The following is a 19,714-nucleotide window of genomic DNA, read 5'->3' as shown; positions in this document are numbered from 1 at the left end:
CTGCTCGACGCGGCGGCTATCGATGCGGCGCCGTCCGCCCGGGACCGGAGCGGCCGAACGACGGAAGGGCCCGTGGCGGGAAGCCACGGGCCCTTCCGGGGAGTGCGGGGATCAGGCCGCGGCCTGCTCCCGGACCTCGGGGAAGTGGCAGGCCGAGTCGTGCGCGGCCGCGCCCTTCAGCACCGAGGGGACCGCGAGCAGCGGCACCTCCTCGGCGCAGCGGTCCTCCGCCTTCCAGCAGCGGGTGCGGAAGCGGCAGCCGGACGGCGGGTTGGCCGGCGAGGGGATGTCACCGCTGAGGATGATCCGCTCGCGGGACTCGCGCGCCGTCGGGTCCGGCACCGGCACCGCGGAGAGCAGCGCCTGGGTGTACGGGTGGGTGGCGTTGTCGTAGATCTGCTCGTCGGTGCCGATCTCGACCATCTTGCCCAGGTACATCACGCCGACGCGGTCGGAGATGTGCCGGACGATCGAGAGGTCGTGCGCGATGAACATGTACGACAGGCCGAACTCGCCCTGCAGCTGCTCCAGCAGGTTGATCACCTGTGCCTGGACGGACACGTCCAGGGCGGAGACCGGCTCGTCCGCGATGATGATCTCGGGCTTGAGCGCGAGACCACGGGCGATGCCGATGCGCTGGCGCTGGCCGCCGGAGAACTGGTGCGGGTACCGGTTGATGTACTCCGGGTTCAGACCCACGACGTCCAGCAGGTCCTGGACGGCCTTGCGGCGGTCGCCCTTGGGCGCCACCTCGGGGTGGATCTCGAACGGCTCGCCGATGATGTCGCCGACCGTCATGCGCGGGTTGAGCGAGGTGTACGGGTCCTGGAACACCATCTGGATGTTCCGGCGGACGGCCTTGAGGGCCGAGCCGGACAGCGTGGAGATGTCCTCGCCCTTGAACAGCACCTGGCCGGAGGTGGCCCGCTCCAGGTTCATCAGCACCTTGGCCAGCGTGGACTTGCCACAGCCGGACTCGCCGACGATGCCGAGCGTCTCACCCTTCTTCAGTTCGAAGGAGACGCCGTCGACGGCCTTGACGGCGCCGACCTGCTTCTTGAACAGGACGCCCTGGGTCAGCGGGTAGTGCTTGACCAGGTCCTTGACCTCCAGGATGTTCTCAGCCATGGAGGGTCTCCTTCCAAAGGTGGCACGCGCTGCGGCGGCCGGTGAGCTCCTTGCCGTCCTTGTCGGTCACGTGGTGCAGCGCCGGGATGTCCGTGCGGCACAGGTCGGTGGCGACATCGCAGCGGGGGTTGAACGCGCAGCCGGTCGGGACCTTCAGCAGGTTCGGGGGGAGGCCCTTGATCGCGTAGAGCTCCTGGCCCTTCTGGTCCAGGCGCGGGATGGAGCGGAGCAGGCCCTTGGTGTACGGGTGCGCGGGGTTCGCGTACAGCTCGTGCACCGGGGCGGTCTCCACGATCCGGCCCGCGTACATCACGGCGATCTTGTCCGCGACGTCGGCGACCACGCCGAGGTCGTGGGTGATCAGGATCAGGCCCATGTTGTACTCGGCCTGCAGCTCGGCGAGCAGGTCCATCACCTGGGCCTGGACGGTGACGTCCAGGGCGGTGGTGGGCTCGTCGGCGATGATCAGGTCGGGCTGCAGGGAGAGCGCCATCGCGATCATGATGCGCTGGCGCATGCCGCCGGAGAACTGGTGCGGGTAGTCGTTCACGCGCTGCCTGGCAGCGGGGATGCGCACCCGGTCCATCAGCTCGATGGCCTTCTCCTTCGCCTCCTTCTTGGAGGCGCCCTGGTGCACCCGGAACATCTCGCCGAGCTGGTAGCCGACGCTGAGCACCGGGTTGAGGGCGGAGAGCGCGTCCTGGAAGATCATCGCGATCTTCTGGCCGCGGATCTTCCGGCGGTCCTCGTTGCTCATCGTGAGCATGTCCCGGCCGCGGAACAGGATCTCGCCCTGGGTCACCTTGCCCGGGGGCATGTCCAGGATGCCCATGATGGTCTGCGCCGTCACGGACTTGCCGGAGCCGGACTCACCGAGCACGGCGAGCGTCTCGCCCGCCGAGACGGAGTAGTTGACGCCGTTCACGGCCTTGGCGATGCCGTCCCGGGTGTGGAACTCCACGTGGAGGTCCTTGACCTCCAGGAGCGGGGTTCCGACTTCGAGACGATCGTTCTTCTGGTTGTTCTCGATCACGGTGGTCATCGGGTCGTCACCTCTTCTCTCAGCGGAGCTTCGGGTCGAGGGCGTCGCGCACCGCGTCGCCGAGCATGATGAACGCCAGCACGGTAAGGCTCAGCATTCCGGCCGGGAAGAACAGGGCGAACGGCGCCGTCCGGATCACCTTCTGGGCCGAGTTGATGTCGATGCCCCAGGAGATGGTCGGGTCCTGCAGGCCGATGCCGAGGAAGCTCAGCGTCGCCTCGGTGGCGATGTAGCCGCCGAGCGCGATGGTGGCGACGACGATCACCGGGGCGATCGCGTTCGGCAGGATGTGCTTGAACAGGATCCGGCTGGTGCCGGCGCCGAGCGCCTTGGCCGCGGTCACGAAGTCGGCCTGCTTGACCGTGATGACCGAGCCGCGCATGACGCGGGTCATCTGGGTCCAGCCCAGGGCGACCAGGGCGAACACCACGCTCCAGATGGTGCGCGAGGTGAAGGCGTTCAGGATCACCAGCGAGCCGAGCAGCAGCGGGATGCCGAAGAAGATGTCGGTGACCCGGGAGATGATCGTGTCGGTCCAGCCGCCGAAGTAGCCGGCGAGCATGCCGGTGATGCCACCGAGGACGGTCACGCCGAAGGTGACGCAGATGCCGACCACGACCGAGGCGCGGGCGCCGTAGATGACGCGGGCGTAGATGCTGCGACCCTGGAGGTCGTAGCCGAACCAGTCGGCCTGGAACAGGTGACCGTAGTTCGGCTTCGTCAGGTAGTGGTTGCGCAGGTCGCCGGCGCGCGGGTCCACCGAGGTGAACAGGCCCGGGGCGATCGCGATGACGATCAGCAGCAGGATCAGCAGCGCGGAGATCACGAAGATCGGCTTGCGGCGCAGGTCGTGCCAGGCGTCCGAGCCGAGGCTGCGGGCCTTCTCCTGCTTGGGCGCCGGGACGTCCGCGGTGCGCTGGGCCGGGATGTCCCCGGAGGTCTTCTTCTCGGTCAGGTCAGGCATAACGGATCCTCGGGTCCAGGACCGCGTAAAGCAGGTCGACGATCAGGCCGGCGGCCAGGTACACGAGCACCAGGAAGGCGACGAAACCGGAGACGGTCGCGCCCTCCTTCATGTTGATGGCGTGGTAGAGCGCGTTGCCGACGCCCTTCACGTTGAAGATGCCTTCGGTGACGATCGCACCGCCCATCAGGGCGCCCAGGTCGGTACCGAGGAAGGTGACCACCGGGATCATCGAGTTGCGCAGCAGGTGGGTGCCGATGACCTTCCGGCGCGGCAGGCCCTTGGCCACCGCGGTGCGGACGTAGTCGGCCTTGATGTTCTCGGCTATGGAGGTACGGGTGAGACGCGCGACGTAGGCCAGCGACAGCGAGCCGAGGACGACGGCCGGCAGCACCAGCTGGGTGATGTCGTTCGAGTCCTGGACCGTCGGGGTGACCCACTTGAGGTTGTTCGCGAAGATCGTCTGGAAGATGAAGCCCAGCACCGGGACCGGGATCGAGATCAGCAGCAGCGTCATGACCAGCGCGCCCTTGTCGAACGCCTTGCCACGGCGCAGACCGGCGAACAGGCCGATGCCGATGCCGAGGACGATCTCGATGCCGAACGCGAAGAGCGCCAGCCGGACCGTGACCGGCAGCGCCTCGGTGATCTTGTCGAGCACCGGTCGGCCGTCCAGGGAGGTGCCGAAGTCGCCGGTGAGCAGCTTCCCCATGTAGGAGAGGTACTGCTGCAGCAGCGGCTTGTCGAGTCCCTGCTGGTGCTTCAGGGCTGCGAGCTGCACCGGGTCCGGCGCCTTGTCGCCCCACAGTGCTGCCAGCGGGTCACCGGGCAGCAAATGCACCATGAAAAAGATGAGTGCGGTCGTTCCGAGGAACACCGGAATCATCTGGAGCAGTCGCCTCGCGACAAAGCGCCCCATCGTGCCTCCATGTATGACTCTGCCGGGCCCGTCAACCCGGCCAGAGATAAGTCGGCGTGCCAACGGCCGGTGCCAGTCCTCGCCCTCGTGGGGATGGGACGGGCACCGGCCGTTGTCACCGGGTCAGGCGGTGCCGACCGATTACTACTTCTTGACCTCGACGTCGGTGTAGACCGGGTCGCCGAAGGAGTTGAACTTGACGTTCTGGACCTTGTTCGAGTAGCCCGAGTTGGTCTTGTAGTACCAGAGCGGGATGGCCGGCATGTCCTTGGCCAGCTGCTCCTCGGCCTTCTCGTACAGCTCCGCCGTCTTCTCCACCGAGGTGGCGGCGTCGGCGTCGTGGGCCAGCTTGTCGAACTCGGGGCTGGAGTAGCCGGCGTCGTTGGCCGCGGCACCGGTGCCGTAGACGTCACGCAGGAAGTTGGCGTTCAGCGGGTAGTCCTGCACCCAGCCGGTACGCATCATGCTCGGGACCGCCTTCTTCGTGACGATGTCACGCGCGGTCTTGAAGTCGGGCTTCGGGTCACCGATGCACTCGACGCCGGTCGCCTGGCGGATCGAGTTGCAGACCGCGTCCACCCACTCCTTGTGGCCACCGTCGGAGTTGTACAGGACGGTGATCTTGTTGCCCGGGACGCCGCCGCCCTCGGCGATCAGCGCCTTGGCCTTCTCCGGGTTGTACTTGCAGGCGTCACCACAGGTGCCGGCCTTGTAGCCCATGACGCCCGGCGCCACGAACGAGTCGGCGGGCTGACGGCTGTTGTTCAGCACGGTCTTGGTGATGGTGTCGCGGTCGATCGCCATCGACAGACCCTGGCGGACCTTGGCCTTGGCCGGGTCGCTCCAGTCCGCGTTGTACAGGGCGAACGAGATGTTCTGGATGGCACCCTGCGCCTGGTCGACGGCGCGCTTGCCCAGGTCGTCCTTGTACTTCGGCAGGTCGGTCGAGTCGACCTGGTCCAGCACGTCCAGCGTGTCGGACATCAGGTCCTTGTACGCGGCCTCGGGCGAGGTGTAGTTGCGGAAGACGATTCCGCCGTTCTTCGCCTTGTTGGTGCCGGTGTACTTGTCGTAGGCCTTCAGGGTGATGGCCTTGTTGTGCTCCCACGACTCGAACTTGTAGGGGCCGTTGCCGATCGGCTTCTGGCCGTAGCCGGCCGGGTCCGAGAAGAACCCGTCGGGCAGCGGGAAGAAGGCCGAGTAGCCGAGCTTGTACGTGAAGTACGAGACGGGGCTGGTCAGTTCGATGGTGAAGTGGGTGTCGTCGATGACCTTGAGACCGGACATCTCCTTGGCCGTCGGGTCACCCTTGTCCTTGTCCGGGTGGACGGCGTCGTAGCCGACGATGTCCGAGAACCAGTCCGAGTTGATCTGGTTGTTCGCCGGAGCGGCCGACCAGTTCCACGAGTTGACGAAGGACTTGGCGGTGACCGGGGTGCCGTCGTGGAAGGTCCAGCCGGACTTCAGCGTGACGGTGTAGGTCTTGGCGTCGGTGGTCTCGATCTTGTCGGCCACCTGGTTGCGCAGCGCACCGGTCGCGGGGTCGTAGTCGACGAGGCCCGTGAACAGCTGCTTGACGATACGGCCGCCCTGGTTCTCCATGGCGTTGGCCGGCTGCAGCGGGCGCTGAGGCTCGCCGCTCTGGTAGCTGAACATGCCCGCGGGGTTGACCGCGGCACCGTCCGAGCTGCCCCCGCTGGAGGAGTCGCTGCTGCTGCTACAAGCAGTCGCGGCAAGGGCGACCGCAACAGCTGCGACAACCCACTTGGCCTGGCTCCCACCACGCATCGGTGTGCCTCCTGAATTCGACGATTGCAACGAGGAGGGCACCACGGAACGGTTCTCACCGGGTCCGCAATGCCGTCCGCGCTCGTGGTTTCGGCGCGCACCCCTGCGCGTTCACCCTTGACCCGAGCCTGACTGGCTCCACTATCCGTCACGCACGGACACGAAAGTGACCAGTGACGATCTCAATTAGGTCACATGAACAGTCGGTAAGTTTCGAAAACCGGACATTTGAGACATAGCCAGACAGGTACCAAACGGACAGTCGTCATGCATGACGAACCGTCGCGTCCGCTCAGCGGACACCCGGGTGTGATGAGCGTTATTCGGTTAATACCGGCCCCGACAACTTGGAGTAGTTGAAAAAGTTCGCCCCCCTCTCCATTGGAAAGGGGGGCGAAACATTCCGGCCAATGGCCGTCAGTGCGTCCTGATCACGCCTTCTTGGCGCGCGAGGCAGTGCGTCCGCGGTCCTTCTGGTCCAGGACGACCTTACGGATGCGAACCGTCTCCGGGGTCACCTCGATGCACTCGTCCTCGCGGCAGAACTCCAGCGACTGCTCCAGCGAGAGCTTGCGCGGCGGGACGATCGACTCGGCCACGTCGGCGGTCGAGGACCGCATGTTGGTGAGCTTCTTCTCCTTGGTGATGTTCACGTCCATGTCGTCGGAGCGCGAGTTCTCACCGACGATCATGCCCTCGTACACCTCGGTGCCCGGCTCGCAGAAGAGCACGCCGCGCTCCTGCAGGTTGGTCATCGCGAAGGCGGTCACCACGCCGGCCCGGTCGGCGACCAGGGAGCCGTTGTTGCGGGTGGTCAGGGTGCCGAACCACGGCTCGTGGCCCTCGTGGATCGAGTGGGCGATGCCGGTGCCGCGGGTGTTGGTCAGGAACTCCGTGCGGAAGCCGATCAGGCCGCGGGACGGCACGACGAACTCCATCCGGACCCAGCCCGAGCCGTGGTTGGACATGTTGTCCATCCGGCCCTTGCGGATGCCCATGAGCTGCGTGACGGCGCCCATGTGCTCCTCCGGCACGTCCACGGTGAGGCGCTCGACCGGCTCGTGGGTCTTGCCGTTGACCTCCTTGGTGACCACCTGCGGCTTGCCGACGGTCAGCTCGAAGCCCTCGCGGCGCATGGTCTCGATGAGGATGGCCAGCGCCAGCTCACCACGGCCCTGCACCTCCCAGGCGTCCGGGCGCTCGGTGTCCAGGACGCGCAGCGAGACGTTACCGATCAGCTCGCGGTCCAGGCGGTCCTTCACCTGGCGGGCGGTGACCTTGCGGTCCACCTTGCCGCTGGACTTGGCGTCCGCGCCCTTGCCGCTGCCGCCACGGCCGACCAGCGGCGAGGTGTTGGTGCCGATGGTCATCGAGATGGCCGGCTCGTCCACCGTGATCAGCGGCAGCGCGATCGGGTTCTCCGGGTCGGCGAGGGTCTCGCCGATCATGATGTCGGAGATGCCGGCGACGGCGCAGATGTCACCGGGGCCCGCCACCTCGGCCGGCTTGCGGGTGAGCGCCTCGGTCATCAGCAGCTCGGAGATGCGGACGTTCGAGATGCTGCCGTCGCGCTTGATCCAGGCCACGGTCTGGCCCTTGCGCAGCTCACCCTGCTCGACGCGCAGCAGCGCGATGCGGCCGAGGAAGTTGTCGGCGTCCAGGTTGGTGACGTGGGCCTGCAGCGGCGCGTCCGCGTCGTAGCTCGGCGCCGGGACGTGCTCCAGCAGGGTGGAGAAGAACGGCTCCAGGCTGGTGCTGTCCGCCGGGACGGTGCCGTTCTCCGGCTTGGTCAGCGAGGCGACGCCGTCACGGGCACAGGCGTAGACGATCGGGAACTCGATCTGGTCCTCGTCCGCGTCCAGGTCCAGGAACAGGTCGTAGGTCTCGTTGATGACCTCGTCGATCCGGGAGTCCGGGCGGTCGGTCTTGTTGATGCAGAGGATGACGGGCAGCCGCGCCGTGAGCGCCTTGCGCAGCACGAAGCGGGTCTGCGGCAGCGGACCCTCGGAGGCGTCGACCAGCAGGACGACCGCGTCCACCATCGACAGACCGCGCTCGACCTCGCCACCGAAGTCGGCGTGGCCCGGGGTGTCGATGATGTTGATGGTGATCGGCGCGCCACCGTCCTTGGGGTGGTACTTGACCGCGGTGTTCTTCGCGAGAATGGTGATGCCCTTCTCGCGCTCCAGGTCGTTCGAGTCCATCATGCGGTCGTCGAGCTGCTGGTGGGCGGCGAAGGCGCCGGCCTGCTTCAGCATGGCGTCGACCAGCGTGGTCTTGCCGTGGTCGACGTGGGCGACGATGGCGACGTTACGGATGTCGTTGCGCGTGGGCATGCCTTGCGGATTCTCCCGGAATCGTGGGTTGCGGCGCCCGGCTGCGTGACGCGCACTTGCGATCCCTGTCGATCGCCGCCGCCCGTTCCGCCTGCTACTACCGGTCCACCCGCCGGGCACATGGACATGCCTCGGCTTCCTCCTATCGTACGGGGAAGGGCCCAGGTGGGCGGAAACGAGCAGGTCGGGCGGGACCAAGATCACAGGTGGGTCACGCGCTCTTCACCCGGCGGCCGCACTCCGACAGTCCGCCGTTCGTGATCCAGCGGCCCAGTGCCCCGTTGCCGAGCTGATCCCGCGGGCCCGCCACCTGGCCGACTTCGACGATCCCGCGGCCTTCACCGCCGCGCTGTGCCGCTTCGCCCGGGAGCTGGGCCCGTCCTGAGGAGGGCCGTCCTGAGGGGCCCCGTCCTCAGGAGCCCGTCCACCCCACGTCCTGGAAGCGCGGCCAGCCGTAGCCGAACGCTCCGGCGCCCGCCACGCCCTCCCGGACTCCGACCAGCTCCGGCCGCTGGTACAGCGGCACCGAGTGCCCGAGCTGCCAGATCCGTACGTCCGCCTCCTGCAGCAGGTCCAGCCGGGCCGCCGGGTCCGGTTCGGCGGACGCCCGGTCGAACAGCCGGTCGATCTCCTCGGTGCCGCTGCGGCCGTAGTTGCTCCCGGCGTCGAGTGCGCCGTCGGGGCCGGGCCGGGGCTTGGCGTAGGCGGGGCGCTGCTCGCTCGCCGGGCTGGGCCCGGCCGGCCAGGAGAAGAGCGCGAGGTCGTAGTCCCCGACGGCCAGGTGGTCCGGGACGAAGGTCTCGGCGGGCGCCGTCACCGGCTTCAGGGCGATCCCGTACTCCGCGAGGTCGGCGGTGAGCGCGTCGGCGGTGCGCCTGGCGGTCGCCGAGCCGGCCGGGACGAGCAGGGTGAGGGCGAGCTGCTTCCCGTCCTTGGTGCGGGTGCCCCGGCCGGCGGGTCGCTTCCAGCCCGCCGCGTCCAGTGCCCGGGCCGGGTCCTGCGGGCCGGCCGCGGCGCTGTTGTCCCGGTAGCCCTCCTGGTCCCCGGCGAGCAGGTGGTTGCCGAGCGGAGCGGCGGGCAGGCCGAGCGGGGTGAGCGCCGCGTCGGCGATCCGCCGCCGGTCGACGGCCCCGGCGAGGGCGCGCCGCACGGCCGGGTCGGTGAGCGGACCGCGGGCGGCGTTGACGGTGAGCTGGGTCAGCGAGGCCGCGGCCGCCCGGTGCACGGTGACGCCGGGCAGTGACTCGGCCCGCCGCAGCGCCGACGCCGCCGCCTCGGGAGCCGCGGCGGGCGGTGCCGCCGCCGGGGCGGACGCGGCGGGGCTCGGCACCGCCCGGTCCACCGCCGCGGTGAGCAGGGCGATGTCCAGCTTGTCCTGGTCGAGCGCGTCCAGCCGCTGCTCGGGCGGCACGGCGAGGAAGTCGATCCGGTCGGTCTTGGGCACGTCGCCCCACCAGAGCGGGTTGCGCGTCATGGTGACCCGCCCGCCCCCGGCGTCGTACCGGGAGAGGGTGTACGGCCCGGCGCTCGGGTGGCCGCCGTCGGTCAGCGCCCGGTTGAAGGCGGCCGGGGTGCCGGTCTCGGCCGCCGGGTAGAGCGGCCCGAACAGCGAGCGCCACTCGGCGTACGGCCGCCGGAAGGTGACCCGCACCTCGTGCGGGTCCTCGCCCCGGGCGACCGAGTCGATGGCCTCGTACCCGGCCGGGTGCGCGCCCCGGTAGGACGGGTCCAGCCCGGAGAGGGCGGCCCGCTGGGCGGCGAGGTCGGCGGCCGAGAGCGGCGTGCCGTCGCTCCAGACGGCGTGCGGGTTGAGCCGGTAGGTGACCACCTGCGGCAGCTGCCCGGGCGGGGTGGACTCCGCGCCCGCCAGGTAGTCCGGGTCGGGCACCAGCCGGCCGTGCTCGTCGGGGCGGAACAGCGAGGGGTACAGCGCATGGGCGAGCAGCGCCGAGTCGGCGGTCGCCGCGCCCTGGTAGACGTTCAGCGTGGTCGGGACGCCGTCCATCGCCCAGCGCAGCGTGCCGCCGCCCCGGACGTCGGTGCGGTCGGCGGCCCGGACGTCACCGGTGGTCGCGGTGGGATCGGCCGAGACCGGGGCGGGGGCCGGGGTACGGCCGGGGTCGGGGTCGTCGGAGCAGCCGCCGAGACCGGCGGCGAGCAGCAGCGCGGCGGCTGCGGCGGTGAGCTGGCGGACGCGCATGGCGGCCATCGAACGCCGCCCGCGCGGCCCGGCCCGCGCCGACACGGCGGACCGGGGGCGACTGCACCCTTACGGCCCAACCCGTGCAGCCCGACCCGTGCGGCCCGACCCGTGCGGCCGGGCCGTCCCCGGTGGGGTTCCCGATCCGGCTAGAGCGCCAGCTCGAACCAGACGATCTTGCCCTTCGGCGTGCGCCGGCTGCCCCAGCGCTCGGCCAGCAGACTGACCAGCTGCAGACCGCGCCCGCCCTCGTCGGTCTCCTGGGCGCGCCGCTGCCGGGGCTGGGCGTAGCCGTCGTCCCAGACCTCGCAGACCAGGCCGCGCTCGCGCAGCAGCCGCAGCCGGATCTCGCCGCGCCCGTGCTTGAGCGCGTTGGTGACCAGCTCGCTGACCAGCAGCTCGGTGGTGTCGACCAGCTCCTCCAGCCCCCGGGTCAGCAGCCAGCTGCAGGCCAGCTCGCGGGCCTTGGCGACGGAGGTGGGCTCGGGCAACAGGAACCAGTTGCCGACGGCGTCCTCGGGGAACGCGTGCACCTTGGCCATCAGCAGGGCGATGTCGTCCTCGCCGTGGTGCGGGTTGAGCTCGCCGAGCACGTGGTCGCAGAGGTCCTCCAGCCCCTTGCCCTCGACGGAGAGCGCCGAGCGGAAGGCCCGCAGGCCCTCGTCCAGCTGGTGCTTGCGGCTCTCCACCAGGCCGTCGGTGTAGAGGCCGAGCACGGCGCCGTCCGGGAGGACGATCTCGACCTCCTCGAAGGGCTCGCCGCCGACGCCGAGCGGCAGGCCGGGCGGTACGTCGAGCATCCGGGCGCTCTCGCCGGGGCTGAGCAGCACCGGCGGCAGGTGGCCGGCGTTGGCGAAGATGCAGCGGCGGGTGACGGCGTCGTAGACGGCGTAGACGCAGGTCGCCAGGTAGACCTCGCGCGCCTCCTCGTCGGCCGTCGAGGTGAGCCGGCCGTACGGGGTGGGCGGGCCGGCCGGGACGGAGTCGTCGCCGAGGCCGCGGGCGATCTCGTCCAGGGCGGTGAGCACCTCGGCGGGGTCGAGGTCGAGCATGGCCAGGGTGCGGACGGCGGTGCGCAGCTGCCCCATGGCGACGGCGGCGCGCAGGCCTCGGCCCATCACGTCGCCGATGACCAGCGCGGTGCGGTTGCCGGGCAGCGGGATGACGTCGAACCAGTCGCCGCCGACCTCGGTGTTGTTGTTGCTGGGCAGGTAGCGGCAGGCGATCTCCAGGCCGCTGGCGGCCGGGTTGCCGGGGGGCAGCAGGCTGCGCTGGAGGATCAGCGCGCGCTCGTGCTCGCGGCGGTAGAGCCGGGCGTTGTCGATGCAGACGGCGGCGCGGGCGACGAGCTCCTCGGCGATCGCGACGTCGCGGGCGTCGAAGGGCTCGCTGCCGATCGCGCGGGAGAGCTGGACGAGGCCGAGCACCTGGTCGCGGGCGACCAGCGGGACGATCAGCGTGGAGCGCAGCAGCGGGTCGGGCCCGGGGTCGGGGACGACGCTGCGGCCGGTGCGCAGCGCCCGGGCGTGCGGGGAGCGGCGCGGGTAACAGAGGGTGCCGCCGGCCTCGGCGATGGGCAGGCCGGTGACCGAGCCGAGCACCGAGGAGGCGCCGCCGACCACGCTGGAGACGGCGACCCGGCGCAGTTCGCCGCTGCCGTCGGTGAGCACGGTGTCGCCGAGCCGGCCGGCGCTGGGAACGGTCTCGCCGGACAGCAGCGCGGTGTAGAGGTCGACGGTGGCGAGGTCGCAGAACGGCGGGACGACGACGTCCAGCAGCTCCTTGGCGGTGGTCTCCAGGTCGAGCGTGGAGCCGATGTGGGCGCTGGCCTCGTTGAGCAGGGCGAGGTTGCGGCGCACGCCGTCGGCCTCGCGCTCGGCGACGTGCCGGCTGGTGACGTCGGAGACCTGCCCGGCCACGCCCATCGGCTGCCCGGCGGCGCCGTTCAGGCGGTACAGCGAGACGGCCCAGAGCCGGTTGCCGTCGCGGGTCGGGACGGCCCCGTGGAAGCGCAGGTCGAAGACGGGCTCGCCGGTGGCGAGGACCTTGCGCAGGGCGGCGGTGAGCCGGTCGGCCTCGGACGGCGGGAAGAGGTCGTGCGGGGTGAGGCCTTCGAGGTCGGTGGGGACCAGGCCCATGCCGGAGGCGAAGGCGTCGTTGACCCGCTGCAGGCGGAGCCGGTCGTCGAACAGCACGAAGCCGGTGGGGGTCTGCCCGAAGACGGCCTCGGAGGCGGCGAGGTCGGTCTCGATCCGGCGCAGCCGACCGAGGTCGACGGCCAGGCAGGTGGCGCCCGCGGTGGGCAGGGCGCTGTCGGGCATCAGGTACAGCTCGGCCAGGCCCTCGCCGCCGCCGGCCTCCCGGTACGGGGTGGTGCCGACCCACTCCTCGCCGGCCAGGGTGCGCTCCAGCCGGGCGCGGCCGCGCTGCCAGAGCTCGCGGGGGACGAACGTGGTGATCGGGTCGGCGCCGACGGCGTCGGCGGCCGGGACGCCGAAGAACTCGGCGGCGCGCTCGCTCCACTGGCTGATCCGCCCGTCCGGGCCGATCGCGAAGGTCGCGACCCGAATGTAGTCGTAGATCGTGCCGGGGTCGCCGGCGCCCCACGGCCGCGCCTCGGCGACGGGGTGGGCGCCGCGGCTCGCGGTGTCGCCGTCCGGCCGGGTCGCCGGTACGGGCAGGTGCGACGAACCGGCCTGCCCGGGTACAGCGGCATGACCGCTGCTGATCGGCGCGCTCCGCGCCGGAGTGCTGTTCAACGGACCGACCCCTCCAACCCGCGACCGTCCGGATGTCGAGAAGACCGAGTATTCATCATCAAGGGGTGCGTTCACACGCCCTCAACATCACAACATCAGATCGGGCGAAGGTTTTTGTCCTACCGCCCGCGCAACCACAATGCCACGCTCGCGCCCCCTTCCGGGGCGCGCGCTCCCCCCGGGCCCCCGATGGCATATGCGGCACCGCTCTCCTGTCGCTCCGTCCGGCGTTCGATCGAGTCACGCCTCGTCGGGCTCATTACCCGGCAGCGCCTGCTCGAACCAGACCACCTTGCCGATCCCCTCGGCCCGGGCGCCCCAGCGCAGTGCCAGCCGGCGGACCAGCTCCAGGCCCCGGCCGCCCTCGTCGGCCTCGGCCGCGTGCCGCTCCCGGGGCGGGTCGGGCAGCGGGTCGGAGATCTCGACCAGCAGCGTCTCGCCGAGCGTCAGCCGCACCCCGATCGGGGCGCTGGCGTACCGGACGGCGTTCGTGACCAGCTCGCTGACCAGCAGCTCGGCGGTGTCGGTGAGCGCCTCCACGCCCCACTCGGCGAGCGCGGCGCGGACCAGCCGACGCGCCCGGGAGACGGCGGTGGGCTCGGCCGGCAGGGTCCAGCCCGCCGTCGGGGTGCCGGCCTGGCCGTGCCCCAGCCGGGCCAGCAGCAGCGCCACGTCGTCCGGCTCGCGGCCCTGCTCCATGGTGTCGAGCACCGCCTCGCAGGCGGCCTGGATGGAGGCGTGCGGCTCCTGGAGGACGGTGAGCAGCCGGCCGAGGCCGACGTCCAGGTCCTTGTCCCGGGACTCGACCAGGCCGTCGGTGCACAGCGCGAGCAGGCTGCCCTCGGGGATCTTCAGTTCGACCGATTCGAACGGGACTCCGCCCACGCCGAGCGGGGCGCCGGAGGGCAGGTCGAGGATCCGGCCGGCGCCGCCGGGCAGCGGGCTGCCGTTGCGGGTGGGCTCCTCGCTCTCCTGTCCCGGCACCACCAGCACCGGCGGGATGTGCCCGGCCTTGGCGACGGTCAGCCGGGCGGTCGCCGGGTCGAAGACCGCGTAGACGCAGGTGGCGAGCAGCGCCTCGTCCGGGCCCTGGGCGAGGTCGTCGGCCAGCTCGTGGACGTGCCGCAGCAGGACGTCCGGCGGCAGGTCGAGGGCGGCCAGCACCCGGACGGCGGTGCGCAGCCGGCCCATGGTGGCGGCGGCCCGCAGGCCGTGGCCCATCACGTCGCCGACCACCAGCGCGGTGCGGTCGCCGGGCAGCGGGATGACGTCGAACCAGTCGCCGCCGACCTCGGTGCCGCTGCTGCCGGGCACGTACCGGTAGGCGACCTCGACGCCGGTGGGCTGCGGGACCTGCTGCGGGAGCAGGGTGCGCTGGAGGGTGAGCGCGGCGGTGCGCTCGCGGGCGTAGAGGCGGGCGTTGTCCAACGAGCTGCCGGCCCGGTCGGCGAGCTCGACGGTGAAGGCCAGGTCGTCCCGGTCGAAGGCCTCCCGGTAGCCGGCCCGGCTGACCTGCAGCAGGCCGATCACGATGCCGCGGGCGCGCAGCGGGACGACCAGCATCGAGTGCACCCCGAGGTCCCGGGCGGCCTGCATCTTGGGGTCGCCCGGGTAGGTGACGTCGTCCAGCTGCTCGGCCCCGGAGAGCAGCTCGGGCACGCCGGTGCGCAGCACCCGGCCGCAGGCGGAGTCCTCGGAGAAGGTGATCCGGGCGCCGCGGCGCAGCATCACGTCCACCTCGGGGCCGTCCTGGACGGAGGCGGTGCCGAGCTGGAGCAGCGAGGTGCGGCGGTCGTGGCCGTGCCGGGGCAGGTCGTCGCCGTGCGCGACGGCCTGGAGCAGGATCACCGCCGAGTGGTCGGTGAGCCGGGGGACGACCGAGCTGGCCAGCTCCTGGGCGATCCGGGACGCGTCCAGGAGGTCGCCCACTCGGGAGCCGAACTCGTTGAGCAGCGAGAGCCGGCGCCGGGCGTGCTCGACCTTGGCGACCGCCCGGTAGCGCTCGGTCACGTCCATCACCGTGCCGGAGATGCCGAGCACCCGGCCGGAGCGGTCGGTCATCCGGCTGTAGGAGATCGACCGGTAGCCGGCCCGGGTGGTGACCGGGGAGGCCAGGGTGACGTCGATGACCGGCTCGCCGGTGGCCAGCACCTGGCGCTGGATGGCGGTGATCTCGTCGGCGGCCCGCTCGGGCAGGGTCTCGCCGGTGGTGCGGCCGACGTGGTCCTCCAGGGCGACGCCGTTCATCTCGGCGAGGGTCTGGTTGACCGCGGTGTAGCGCAGGTCGGTGTCCAGGATGGCGATGCCCAGCGGAGACTGCTCGAACAGCGCGTCGCGCACCGCGAGGTCCCGCTCGACGGCCCCCACGGCGGCCGACTCGGCCATGCTGACCTGCAGGAACGGGGTGCCGTCGCCGTCCACCAGGAGGGAGATCCGGGCCTCCACCGCGACCGGCACGCCCTCCCGGTCGCGCAGCTCCGCGTAGCCGGCCCAGCGGCCGTGCCGCAGGGTGTCCTGGACCGCCGCCCGAACCCGGACGACCTGCTCCTGGTCGGGGATCAGCTCGTCGATCCGGCGGCCGACCAGCAGCTCGTTCGGCCAGCCGAGCAGTTCCTCGGCGGCGGGGCTCCAGAGCACCACCCGGCCCGCGGTGTCCAGGATCGCGATGGCGACCTTGAGCATGTCGAGCAGGCCGCCCCCGGGCGGCGCGCCGAGCGCGTTCGGGGCGTCGCCGGGCCCGCCGGGGAACGGCCGGCCGGGGCGGCTGCGCAGCCCGGAGCGGGCGCCCGGTTCGGGCAGGGCCAGGGTCGGCGCCGGCTGGGCGGGCCGCTCGGTGTCGGGGGCGGCGACGGGACCGCGGCGGCGGCCGACCGGCGGCTGGGGGGCGGTCGGACGGGCGGCGCGGCGCAGCCGGGCGCGGGCGGCCGCGCTGCCCGCGGTTCCTGCCCGCCGCTCTCCCCCGCCGCCGTTCCCGGTACTCGACACCGACGGGGCCTCCGGCTCTGGTCGGGATCGGCGTCGCCGGCTGGGGGCGGCTCACCGATGGTGACGAATAGTGCCGAAAAGTGACATACCCAGCAGAACCCAGGCTATCCCGGTCGCCGGGTCGTCTTGTCCGATTGACCTACCCGGCGGACTGCGCGTCGTGCGCCGTCCCCGGCTCCGCGAGCAGCCGGGCGACGTACGGCAACACGTCGCGGTCGTGGTCGATCCAGTCCACCGCGTCCAGCTCGTCCGGGCCCAGCCAGCGCAGCGCGTCGTGGTCCTGCAGCGCGCGCGGCTCACCGGCCAGCAGTTCGGCCGCCCAGAAGCGCAACTCCAGGCCGGGGCGCACGGCCCACGCGCCGGGCAGCCGGGTCAGCGCGCGCGCCCGGACACCCAGTTCCTCCCGCAGCTCGCGTTCCAACGCCTGCGCCTCGGTCTCGCCCGGCTCGGCCTTCCCGCCGGGGAACTCCCACCGTCCGGCCACCGCCGCGGGCGCGCTGCGCCGGGCCGCCAGCACCCGGCCGTCACGGACCAGTGCGCCGCCGACCACGATCCGAAGCTCGGCGGGGCCGTCGGCCGGGCGCTCCGTGGGGCTGCCGGCGGGACGGTCGGTGGAGCGGTCGGTGGGGTGCGGGGCGTGCGGGGCGTCCATGGCCCCGACCCTACGGCCTCAGGCGTTCCGGACGGCGCCGTTCCCGTGCTCGGCCGGCCCGGCCGCGGACCCGGTCGTCTCGACCCAGTACAGCTGCTTGTGGCCGCGGGCCTCGAACTCGGCGGCCAGCCGCTCGGCCGCTGCGCCGTCCAGGCCGTCGGCGACCAGGAAGCGGTTGCCGTTGTCGTCCTGCCGCATCACCCGGTAGGTGCCCATGGCGCGAGGGTATCCGGCGTCCGCCGCCGCCTCCAGTGGCCTCCGGCGGCCGGTCCGAGCGCCGTGGCCGGCCGGATGCCGTCGTGGCCGCTCGGCCGGCCGGATGCCGTCGTGCCCCCGGCTCGCGTGGGGGTCGGGCCGGGGGCACACCCGCGACGCTACGCGCCGTTCGCTACCGGCAGGTATGGACGTTGTTAACGGCCGGTAACCTCGTGCGCGCAGGCTCAGACCCGCAGGTCGGGCACCTGCTCGCCGGTGGACAGGCCCAGCGCGCGGCGGATGTCCACGCTCATCGGCACCGTCTTGGCCACCAGCGCCTTGGCCCGGCGGATGCCGCCCTCCAGGTCGTCGGCGGAGGCCGCGGAGTCCCACGCGGGGGCCGCCTGGGACTGCGCCTCGACCAGCTTGGCGATCTTCGGCCGGACGTCGGCCGGCCAGTCCGTCGTCGGCGCGCCAAGCACGGCGGCCTCGGTCCGGGAGGCGACGGCCATCCGGCGGGCCCAGCTCCGGTAGTCGGCCCCGGCCTCGGAGACCTCCTGCTTCGGCTGCTCCAGGTAGGCGTCGTTGAAGACCCGGACCGCCTCCAGGTAGGCCAGTTGAGGCGCGGTCAGGCGGCTCCGGTCGGTGCGGACGGTGCCCCGGTGCTGGTCGTCGCGGTCCTCGAAGGCGCAGGTGGCGTAGCGCTCGCCGGCCGCCCAGTTGTTCGCGGTCGGGTAGAGGTAGACGTCGTCCATGCCGTCCGGGACGGCCCACTGGTCGAGCGCGTAGTCGTCCATGACCTTGCGGCACAGCCGGGCGGCCGACTCGCGGACCTCGCTCTCGCCCGGGTAGGCGCCGCTGCCCGTGGGGAACGGGACCGTTCCGGCCACCTCGCCGTGGTGCGGCTCGGCGCAGGCCACCCGGTTCACCCAGTACACCGTCTCGTCGCCGTCGGTGCCGGTCACCGATCCCCCGGCGGGGGAGTTGTAGCAGTCGCCGGTCTTGAGGTCGGACCAGTGGACGGAGCCGGCCGGCGCCTTGGGCGCGTGGGCGAACCGGCCGCCGCCGGCACCGCTGAAGTTCCCCGCCCCCAGCAGCAGCGAGAGCAGGAGCGTGCCGATCGTGCCCAGCACGACACCGGCCACCGCCAGGCCGAACCCGCGCTCCTTGCGGCGGTTGATCTGGACCAGCGCCACGATGCCGAACACCAGGGCCACCGGCGCCACCATGACCAGACCGGTCACCAGGGAGCCGACCGCGAACCCGTTGGTGGGCGCCGGACCGGCGGGCTGCGGGTACGGCTGGTCGGGCCGGAAGCCGGCCTGGGCGGAGGGTGTGACGGAGGCCCAGCCGCCGGCGGGCAGCGGATGCGGCGGCTGGGGCGGGGCGGCGGACGGCAGCGGGACGGGCTGCGGGTGCCCGACGACGGGCGGGGCGGGGGCGACAGGGGCGGCGGGGGCGAGGTCGGGCGCGGCCCAGGGGTCGGCGGGGGCGGGCGGCGGCACGGCGCCCGCGAGGGGGGCGGGCGCGACGGGAGCGGGCGCGGGCGCGGGCGCGAGGGGGGTGGGCGCGGGGTCCGCCGGGGTGGCCTCGGGCTCGTCGGCCTCCTTGCGGAAGTCCACCCGGGGGTCCTGACCCGTCGTCGGAGCCGCACCCGTCCCCGCGTCCACCCCCGTCCCAGCGTCCGTGCCCGCGTCCGGCCCGGTCCGCGCGGGCGTCTCCGGCCCAGGGGCGGACGGCTCGGACTCAGGCTTGGACACGTGGACTCCCCCAACCCGCCGGGGCGGGCATCGGCTCGGCGTTCGGCACCATGGCACGGACCCCCTGACGGGCCCGATGTGAACGGTCGCGCGACTTTACCCGATCTTTCCGAACACCTGCCCGCCCCGGCCGGACCCCTGTCGGGCACTCAGCCGCGGGCCAGGACCTCGCCGTGCAGCATCGAGAACCAGCCGTCCTCCGCGGCGCTCCACTCCCGCCAGCCGGCCGCGATCCGCCGCAGTTCGTCCGGCTCCGCGTAGCCCCGCTCGACCGCCGTCCGGCCCAGCGCGGTGCCGGTGACCCGGTCCGCCCACATGCCGCCCCACCAGGCGCGCCGCTCAGGCGTCGCGTACGTCCAGGTGCCGGCGCTCGCGGTGACGTCCGCGAAACCCGCCGCGCGGGCCCAGGACAGCAGCCGTCGGCCCGCGTCCGGCTCACCGCCGTTGGCGCGGGCGGTGCGCCGGTACAGCTCCAGCCAGCGGTCCAGCTCGGGCACCTCGGGGAACCAGGTCATCGAGGCGTAGTCGACGTCCCGGGCCGCCACCACCCCGCCGGGGGCCGTCACCCGCCGCATCTCGCGCAGCGCGGCCACCGGGTCGGCCACGTGCTGCAGCACCTGGTGGGCGTGCACGACGTCGAACCCGCCGTCCCGGAAGGGCAGTCGGTGCACATCGGCCTGCTCGAAGACCACGTTCGACAGGCCGCGTGCGGCCACGTACCCGGCGGCCTGCTCCAGCACCTCGGCGGAGGTGTCCACCGCGACCACCCGGCCGTCCGGGCCGACCAGCTCGGCCAGGTCGGCGGTGATCGTGCCGGGCCCGCAGCCGATGTCCAACAGGGCCTGCCCCGGCCGCAGTTCGGCCAGCAGGTAGGCGGCCGAATCGGCGGCGGTACGCGAGCGGTGCGAGCGCAGCACGGCCTCCTGGTGGCCGTGGGTGTAGACGGCGGAGGGCTGCGGTCCGGACATGGGATCCCCCTGGGGCGT

Annotated in this window: 13 protein-coding genes and 1 pseudogene; 1 reads left to right on the top strand and 13 read right to left on the bottom strand. The window is 72.2% G+C overall.

Annotation, left to right across the window (positions count from 1 at the left end; genetic code table 11):
- Positions 1-111 precede the first annotated feature (111 nt).
- From ACIRST_RS07310 to typA, 6 genes are all read right to left on the bottom strand, one after another.
- Positions 112-1,128: a dipeptide ABC transporter ATP-binding protein gene (locus ACIRST_RS07310; RefSeq protein WP_350522167.1), complete on the bottom strand. Its 1,017-nt coding sequence runs from the start codon at positions 1,126-1,128 to the stop codon at positions 112-114.
- Positions 1,121-2,170, bottom strand: a complete 1,050-nt coding sequence (locus ACIRST_RS07305) for an ABC transporter ATP-binding protein (protein ID WP_350522168.1) — start codon at positions 2,168-2,170, stop codon at positions 1,121-1,123. The genes ACIRST_RS07310 and ACIRST_RS07305 overlap by 8 nt, the downstream gene beginning before the upstream one ends.
- A 19-nt stretch (positions 2,171-2,189) precedes the next feature.
- A complete protein-coding gene (locus ACIRST_RS07300) occupies positions 2,190-3,134 on the bottom strand; it encodes an ABC transporter permease (protein WP_350522169.1) in 945 nt (314 codons plus the stop codon).
- Positions 3,127-4,053, bottom strand: coding sequence for an ABC transporter permease (locus tag ACIRST_RS07295; protein WP_350522170.1), 927 nt, complete (start codon positions 4,051-4,053; stop codon positions 3,127-3,129). Before ACIRST_RS07295 ends, ACIRST_RS07300 begins: the two co-directional genes overlap by 8 nt.
- A gap of 144 nt (positions 4,054-4,197) precedes the next feature.
- Positions 4,198-5,841 carry an ABC transporter substrate-binding protein gene (locus tag ACIRST_RS07290; protein ID WP_350522171.1) on the bottom strand — a complete coding sequence of 548 codons (1,644 nt, stop codon included), beginning with the start codon at positions 5,839-5,841 and terminating at the stop codon, positions 4,198-4,200.
- A 431-nt stretch (positions 5,842-6,272) separates the two neighbouring features.
- Positions 6,273-8,177, bottom strand: coding sequence for a translational GTPase TypA (gene typA / locus ACIRST_RS07285; protein ID WP_350522172.1), 1,905 nt, complete (start codon positions 8,175-8,177; stop codon positions 6,273-6,275).
- A gap of 286 nt (positions 8,178-8,463) precedes the next feature.
- Between typA and ACIRST_RS07280 the strand changes: the two are divergent.
- A pseudogene (locus ACIRST_RS07280) lies at positions 8,464-8,562 on the top strand (alpha/beta hydrolase); the annotation flags it as partial.
- Positions 8,563-8,589: 27 nt separating this feature from the next.
- Here the strand turns inward: ACIRST_RS07280 and ACIRST_RS07275 are convergent.
- From ACIRST_RS07275 to ACIRST_RS07245, 7 genes are all read right to left on the bottom strand, one after another.
- Positions 8,590-10,377 (bottom strand): ABC transporter family substrate-binding protein, encoded by a 1,788-nt coding sequence (locus tag ACIRST_RS07275; protein WP_350522173.1) that lies wholly within the window; start codon positions 10,375-10,377, stop codon positions 8,590-8,592.
- Positions 10,378-10,526: 149 nt separating this feature from the next.
- Positions 10,527-13,136, bottom strand: a complete 2,610-nt coding sequence (locus ACIRST_RS07270; RefSeq protein WP_402800663.1) for a SpoIIE family protein phosphatase — start codon at positions 13,134-13,136, stop codon at positions 10,527-10,529.
- Positions 13,137-13,376: 240 nt separating this feature from the next.
- Positions 13,377-16,121, bottom strand: coding sequence for a SpoIIE family protein phosphatase (locus ACIRST_RS07265; RefSeq protein WP_350522174.1), 2,745 nt, complete (start codon positions 16,119-16,121; stop codon positions 13,377-13,379).
- 139 nt (positions 16,122-16,260) lie between these two features.
- Positions 16,261-16,773: a (deoxy)nucleoside triphosphate pyrophosphohydrolase gene (locus tag ACIRST_RS07260; RefSeq protein ID WP_402800662.1), complete on the bottom strand. Its 513-nt coding sequence runs from the start codon at positions 16,771-16,773 to the stop codon at positions 16,261-16,263.
- 18 nt (positions 16,774-16,791) lie between these two features.
- Entirely contained in the window at positions 16,792-16,989 is a 198-nt protein-coding gene (locus ACIRST_RS07255) for an SPOR domain-containing protein (protein ID WP_350522176.1), read from the bottom strand.
- 224 nt (positions 16,990-17,213) lie between these two features.
- Positions 17,214-18,590, bottom strand: coding sequence for a DUF4190 domain-containing protein (locus ACIRST_RS07250; protein ID WP_402800661.1), 1,377 nt, complete (start codon positions 18,588-18,590; stop codon positions 17,214-17,216).
- Positions 18,591-18,877: 287 nt separating this feature from the next.
- Positions 18,878-19,696 carry a methyltransferase domain-containing protein gene (locus tag ACIRST_RS07245; RefSeq protein ID WP_402800659.1) on the bottom strand — a complete coding sequence of 273 codons (819 nt, stop codon included), beginning with the start codon at positions 19,694-19,696 and terminating at the stop codon, positions 18,878-18,880.
- Between the last annotated feature and the right edge of the window lie 18 nt (positions 19,697-19,714).

Source organism: Kitasatospora sp. NPDC101447 (assembly GCF_044767225.1).
Lineage (GTDB): Bacteria > Actinomycetota > Actinomycetes > Streptomycetales > Streptomycetaceae > Kitasatospora.
Note: the sequence above shows the minus strand (reverse complement) of the source record. Positions and strands in the feature narration are given on the sequence as shown.